The organism is Larkinella harenae (assembly GCF_054780515.1).
Map to the genome: position 1 here is coordinate 20,879 of NZ_BAAGWE010000021.1, position 6,573 is coordinate 27,451.

Here is a 6,573-nt window from a genome sequence, read left to right on the forward strand (position 1 = left end):
TTCGAATGCCTGCACTTGAGAGAAATTCCATTCGCTCTTGGCGTCTCTATCCGTTAGGACTCGCCAAAGGGTTTCGATCGGTACGTCATAATTTCGCTCCGTAACAAAGGGAATACTCATGGTCCTATAAAGTAGAGGTAACCATCAATTTGCTGTAAACGATTGCCGGAACGCCAACGGGGTAAGCTGAGTCTTTGTCTTAAACAGCTTACTGAAGGACTGTTGGTGCTCAAAGCCCAGGGCAAAGGCAATTTCGCCTATAGAAAGGTCAGTGGTCGATAATTGCTCTTTCGCCCGCTCAATGAGCTTTTCATGAATATGCTGCTGGGCAGTTTGCCCCGTCAGCACTTTTAACAAACTACTTAAATACTTGGGCGAAATATGCAGGACTTCGGCCAGGTAGTAAACCGTTGGCAGCCCACTTTTTAGCAATTCATCTTGTCGGAAATAATCCGTAAGTACCGCTTCCAGACGGTCCAGAATCGCGTGGTTACTGATTTTTCGGGTAATAAACTGACGGTGATAAAATCGCTCGGCATAGCCCAGCAGGGTTTCCAGCTGGGAGATAATAATTCCCTGGCTGAATCTGTCCATGTTGGCATGATACTCCTGCCGAATCGTTTCGATGATGATGTTAATCACCGTCTCTTCCTTATCGGAAAGAAACAGGGCTTCCGCCACCGAATAGTCAAAGTATTCGTATTGCTTGATGCCCCTGGCCAGGGTCGTATTCCATAAAAAGTCCGGATGAATCAGTAGCATCCAACCCGATCTCGGAGTGCTTGGTTCTGGGTCAGCTTCAATGCGGAACACTTGATTCGGCGCAATAAAAAACATGACGCCTTCGTCAAAATCGTATTCCTGCTGGCCGTATTTGAGCTTGGCAGCCATACCTCGTTTGATGGAAATCTGGTAAAAATCCAGCACCCAGCTAATTGAACTCATCTCCGGTGTGCGCTGGATGGCGCTGTAATCGACCACGCTGATGAGGGGATGTTCGGGTTTGGGCAGGCTCCTGAGCCGGTGAAACTCGCTAATGGTTTTAATGCGCTTTACGGTCGACATAACTACGGAATGATTACCAATTGGATTCACCTACCACGGCACTTTTCCGCATCGTGAAGGCATTCATCGCCGTTTTAGTCGATCCATACGCAACGTACAAATTCCAGTTCGGATTTTCGCCCTCATTAGCCTGCAGGTTCAACGAACCGACTTCGCTCGAGACATTAATAATCATCGGTTGAGTCGACTTGTTCAACAGCGGCAGGAATTGTTGCGTGGTTTGAACCGCCCCGAAAAAATGGGTATCAAATAGGGTGCGTAAATTGGTCATGTCGCCGGTGGAAAATGGCTGAGGCTTCTCGCCACTACTTCCGGCATTATTGATTAAACTAGCCAATACATCAAGTTTTGATGCCAGCTCGTTGAAGGCCTGTTTGACGGGATCATGGTTGGCTACATTAATCTGAACCAAATTGACGTTGGTGAAGTCCAGCGCCTTGATCTTTTCTACCGCTTCAAGGCCCTTTTGGCCATCCCGGCTTCCGATGTAAACCAGGTAGCCGAGCTCCGCCAGTTGTTTTGCAGTTTCGAAACCAATCCCTTTGTTGGCCCCGGTTATGAGTACGGTTTGCATAGAAAATGGCTTAATCGTTGTGGTATGCGATGGCAAACTCTTTCGCAAAGTCGGCCAGTTTAACGGCCCCTGGCGTCGGTTGGTTTCGGTAGTAGTCTTCGTACAACTTTCCATTCCCCTGACTGGCCTGTAGCTCGACAAAGCCTTTGGCAACCTGTTCATTAAAGCCGATAGTCAGCCAGTTGGTCAGCAGTTGCTCATCGGAAATGACTCTCCATTGGAGATCCGGCTTACCAATGACTTTCCCCAGCGCGTTGGCGATTTCATTCGGCGATACTTCATCGCTGGCTACGTAGCGAACTGTACGACCGTCAAAAGGTTTATCCATCTCCTCACGAATCACAGCGGCAATGTCGTTGGGCGATACCCATGGCTCTTTGGTATCCCCCCCGTAGTTGGAAATAATAGCTCCCTGCCGTTTAATAGTGGGTATAAACGAGAACAGGTTGAGGTAAAAGCCTACGGGACGAATGAATTTGATGGGTATATCCAGCTGCCGCAGGATCTGTTCGACATTATGATGGAACAGCAGAATGCCATTCCCCTGATCCATATCCGCGCCAATGCTGCTTAGGTGCACTACTTTCTTGACGCCTGATCGCTCAATGGCCTGCTTATAATTTAGACCAATCTGGGTGATCTGGCCAATAAAATCAACGGACTTATCAAAGCTATTCCCAACGGCTTCCATAGTTTCCATAAGGTAAACAATATCGGCACCGATAAAGGTTTGGGTCAGGAAATTTGTATCCTGCATGGTGCCTATGGCGGCCTTTGCGCCCATCGCTTCAATTTCTTTTTGTCGGTTAGGGTTGCTGCTGATGACGGTAACGCTGTGCCCTTTCTGCACTAAATTGTGGGTGAGTGGTTTGCCAATATTACCCAGCGAGCCTGTTACTACAATGTTCATTTCTTTTGCTCTTTTGTTGATGCAAAAATCCGCAGCCTGGGCAAAACCGTTTTAGCCAAAAGACAGAATGTTGTAGTCAAAGTACCTTTATGGGGCGTTTTTGGTCTCCAGCACCTGGGGTATGAGTGCTTTTTAGGTACTGTCCCAGGAACGGCGATTTACTTTATTAAAATAAGCGAAATTATAGTTGGTTTCTTGCCAGGACTTCGACAGGCCGAATCCTTTATCCGCCGGGGAAAGCGTATTAGCAATTTGACAATTCCCTGCCTTACTGACGATGAATAACAGTCCAACCAAAATGGTTAGCCTACCCAATTTTGTATTTTTTCGCACCATTACCTGTGGACTTGTATTGAGAGATTTAGCTGAAATCTAGGCATCTAGCAAAAGGCCAGCGTAATAAAAAAAATGTCGTCTAAATCCTTGTCCTCTGACTTACACTCTTGGTGTAATGAGTAGCCCTGAGAGGGTAAATGACGATCAATATTCTGAGACAAAGGAATAGGCGCTATGAATGTGCTTCAAAATGGCCAGGCCGCCGTAGCGGGCGTTTGGCGAGATGAATAGTAACCTTAACTGCATTGATCGATCGTCGATGCAGTTAAGGTTTACTGAAGCTTTATTCGCTACGTAGGCTCTTGACCGGATTCAACAAAGCAGCTTTGATACTTTGGTAACTCACCGTCATCAGTGTAATGACTATGGCACCAACGCCAGTGGTGGCAAAAATCCACCACGACAGCTCGGTCCGGTATTCGAACTTTTGCAACCAACTGGACAAGACGTAGTAAGCCACTGGCGTAGCTAGCAAAAAGGCGATAAGCACCAAGACAACAAATTCCTTCGATAACAGCCCCCACAGGTTGAGCACCGATGCTCCTAACACTTTGCGAACGCCGATCTCTTTGGTACGTTGCTCGGCCATGAACGAAGCCAGGCCAAAAAGACCCAGGCACGAAATCAGTATAGCTAGCAAGGCAAATACGGAGGCCAGTTTACCAACCCGTTCTTCAGTGGCAAACTTAGCCGCATATTCCCGATCGGAAAATTTGAACTCGAATGGACTGCCTGGATTGAAGCGTCGGAATACTAAGGCGATCCTCTCCAGCGATTCACTAGCGCTCAATGTTGGATCAAGTTTGATGTTAATGGCATTAGCCCAGTCATAATTTAACAAGAAAACGCTTGGCTTTACCGGATCAAACGGTGACTCCATGACCATATCGCTAATAACGCCCAGCACCTGAAATGAGCGGTTTCGCCACGTAACTGTTTTGCCAACTGGGTTTTTGAGACCCATGTACCGCACAGCGGTTTGGTTTAAAACCATGCCCGACGAATCCGTGGAGAACTGTCGGGAGAAGTCCCGACCTTCTTTAAACTTCCAGCCAACTGTTTTACCAAAATCATGTGTAACGGCCGTTACACCAAAATTATCTTTGAACGTCGGGTCTTTACCCGGCCACTCAAAACCGCCACTTCGGTAGTCTAAATACGTCGCTGAACTAGATGCGGTTGACATGTCGACGACCGCGCCGGTCTGTAATAGTTCACCTCGTAGCGCACTGTACCGGCCTCGTAGCTCAGGCGTATTGATAGGTACCGTTATCAGGCCATTGCGGTCGTAACCGATGGGTCGGTTTTTGGCGTGTTCGATTTGTTGGAAAACTAAAATCGTGCCGATTATGAGCGTAACCGAAGCCGTAAATTGTACGACCACTAACACTTTACGGGGAATGGCCGCCAGATGACCTACCCGGAAGCTACTTTTGAGTACGCTGATCGGCTGGAATGAGGATAAAAAAATGGCCGGATAACTACCGGCCATCAGGCCGGTAAAGAGGGTGAAGCCAAGGCCTAGCAGCCAGAAAACTGGATTACACCAAGGTATAACCAGTTGCTTATTGGCAACTTCATTGAAGAGAGGCAGTACCAGTATCATGCCTGCCAAGGACAGGCCAAAAGCGATGACGACAACCAACAGCGATTCACCCAAAAATTGACCAATCAGTTGAGTGCGTACCGACCCGATCGCTTTGCGAATGCCCACTTCTTTAGCGCGTTTCTCAGAGCGGGCCGTGCTCAAGTTCATGAAGTTGATGCAGGCTAGTAGCAAGACAAACACGCCAATAATACCAAACAGCCAGACATACTGGATGCGGCCACCGGGGTTTCCCTGCTTGTCCCAGTCCGAGTAGAGATGCCAGCGGCTCATGGGATGCAAGAACGTTTCAGGTTTGAAGGCCAGCTCCTCGGGACTATGCGTTGCCTTTATACGTTTGATTTTAGCCGTAACTGCATCCAGATTTGCGTTCGGAGCAAGCTGTACTAAAATCTGAAAGGAATGATCCTGCCAGTTGGTTTTTAATTGCCTAACCCAATCCTCCGACGAAACGAACAGATCCCAAGGTGCAATAAAGAGCATATCGTGGAACTGCGTGTTGTCGGGAAGGTCTTCATACACACCCGTCACCTTGACCGTCAACTTGTTGTCAATCTTGACGATCTTACCCAGAGGGTCTACGCTGCCAAAGAGTGCGGTGGCTACGGATTCGGACAAGAAGATTGAAGCCGGTTCGGTCAACCCAGCACGTGAGCCCTTGAGCATCTTTAAGGTCAGCATATTGGGGGCGTCGGCGCTCAAGTAATTGCCCGTTTTGCTGAATTTCTTGTCGCCGTAGGCCAGAATGTGCTTGTTCGTCCACGATGACATGACCACGTACTGAAAGTCATCAGGGTAGGCCCTACGTAACTCATCGCCCAACGGGACGGGGCTGTATCCCCCCGTTCTGACTTCTCCGTTTGAGACATTGCGGTGATACACCTGAGCAATCCGGCTGTAATTCTGGTGATATACATTGAACGATAGTTCGTCCCATAGCCACAAACCGATGAGCATGGCTACGGCCATGCCCACGGCTAATCCACCAATATTAATCGCTGAGAAGGTTTTATTTTTGGCCAGATTACGCCAAGCGATTTTGAGATAGTTGCTGATCATAGCCGGTTGTAAGATTAAGGGTTGAGAATAGTCATTAGATTGTTTGGCCGTGGACTCGGTAAAGGGGCGGATCAGTCGCAGCACCGCTAGCCCATATCGCCAGCGGGCTCTCTTTAAACCCACGGTCTTCAACCAGTACACGTACATCTCCAACATGTCGCCTTGCAGCTCATCTTCCAATCCAGGCGGGCCAAAGCGGTTCAATAACCAGTTGGCCCAGCGGGGCGGCCCTGAGGAAAAACCCTCGTCCTTATTTAAGCGCCCCATAGTTGAAGAATTGGAATTGGAATTTGCTCCCACAATAGGTTACGCACTTGCCGGCACTCAATCAAGGCCCGCTGGCCAGTGGCTGTAACGTTGAACAGGCGTTTTTGACGCCCGCCCCGTTCGGCGGTAGCTCCGCCCATATGGGAGGAGACAAAGCCCTTCTCCTGGAGTCGTTGCAGAGTAGTGTGGACCGTCGGAAAGCTGATGCTACGGCCCATCTGCTGGTCAATGGTTTGGGTGATAGAAGCGCAATAAGCCTGTTCTTGCAGTGCGGCCACCGTCAGCAGGACTACTTCTTCTAGTTCACCTAAAAATGCTCGTTTCATAGTGGAAAGCGGGAGGAATCAGTTAAGATTAGCCACAAAGCTTCTTCAAGATTGCTATTAATATAGGGTTTGTCGTACAAATACCTAGCCACAATTTTCCAAACAAGCCTACAGGCATTAAAACAGCTGATTTAGCTATTCACCTACATCGGGTTTGTCCGTTATTGGACAGATCCGATGTAGAAACGGACAGGAAGTTGATGAATTTCGTAGCGTATTATTTCATAACCTATGCTCCTTATCGGGCTTAAGTTTAGAGCACAATGCTTTAGGTCAGTGTCTCAAGAAAACACTCCTCCTGAGTGTCTTAGCCCCTTATTAGTTGGACAGATTTTCCAAAATGGTTGAGTCGTATTCTATGGCTTCCTCCCATTTCTGTTGTGGAGTAACAAAGCCAATTGATCGATGCAATCGCTTACAATTGTAATGA

5 protein-coding genes are annotated in these 6,573 nt (G+C 48.2%); all 5 read right to left on the bottom strand.

Annotated elements, in window-relative coordinates; all coding sequences use genetic code 11:
- Window positions 1-144: 144 nt before the first annotated feature.
- Window positions 145-1,065: a helix-turn-helix domain-containing protein gene (locus ACYVH9_RS31200; protein WP_460640379.1), complete on the bottom strand. Its 921-nt coding sequence runs from the start codon at window positions 1,063-1,065 to the stop codon at window positions 145-147.
- A gap of 13 nt (window positions 1,066-1,078) precedes the next feature.
- The gene (locus tag ACYVH9_RS31205; RefSeq protein WP_460640380.1) at window positions 1,079-1,639 is read right to left on the bottom strand and encodes an SDR family NAD(P)-dependent oxidoreductase; all 561 of its coding nucleotides are present in this window, start codon (window positions 1,637-1,639) and stop codon (window positions 1,079-1,081) included.
- A gap of 10 nt (window positions 1,640-1,649) precedes the next feature.
- Entirely contained in the window at window positions 1,650-2,549 is a 900-nt protein-coding gene (locus tag ACYVH9_RS31210) for an SDR family oxidoreductase (protein ID WP_460640381.1), read from the bottom strand.
- 619 nt (window positions 2,550-3,168) lie between these two features.
- Window positions 3,169-5,817, bottom strand: a complete 2,649-nt coding sequence (locus tag ACYVH9_RS31215; RefSeq protein ID WP_460640382.1) for an ABC transporter permease — start codon at window positions 5,815-5,817, stop codon at window positions 3,169-3,171.
- A complete protein-coding gene (locus tag ACYVH9_RS31220; protein ID WP_460640383.1) occupies window positions 5,805-6,143 on the bottom strand; it encodes a PadR family transcriptional regulator in 339 nt (112 codons plus the stop codon). The genes ACYVH9_RS31215 and ACYVH9_RS31220 overlap by 13 nt, the downstream gene beginning before the upstream one ends.
- Between the last annotated feature and the right edge of the window lie 430 nt (window positions 6,144-6,573).

Excerpts from the sequence above, each read along its gene's own strand:
- ACYVH9_RS31200 (WP_460640379.1), bottom strand. The coding sequence starts at position 1,065 with ATGTCGACCGTAAAGCGCATTAAAACCATTAGCGAGTTTCACCGGCTC.
- ACYVH9_RS31205 (WP_460640380.1), bottom strand. The coding sequence starts at position 1,639 with ATGCAAACCGTACTCATAACCGGGGCCAACAAAGGGATTGGTTTCGAA.
- ACYVH9_RS31210 (WP_460640381.1), bottom strand. The coding sequence starts at position 2,549 with ATGAACATTGTAGTAACAGGCTCGCTGGGTAATATTGGCAAACCACTC.
- ACYVH9_RS31215 (WP_460640382.1), bottom strand. The coding sequence starts at position 5,817 with ATGGGGCGCTTAAATAAGGACGAGGGTTTTTCCTCAGGGCCGCCCCGC.
- ACYVH9_RS31220 (WP_460640383.1), bottom strand. The coding sequence starts at position 6,143 with ATGAAACGAGCATTTTTAGGTGAACTAGAAGAAGTAGTCCTGCTGACG.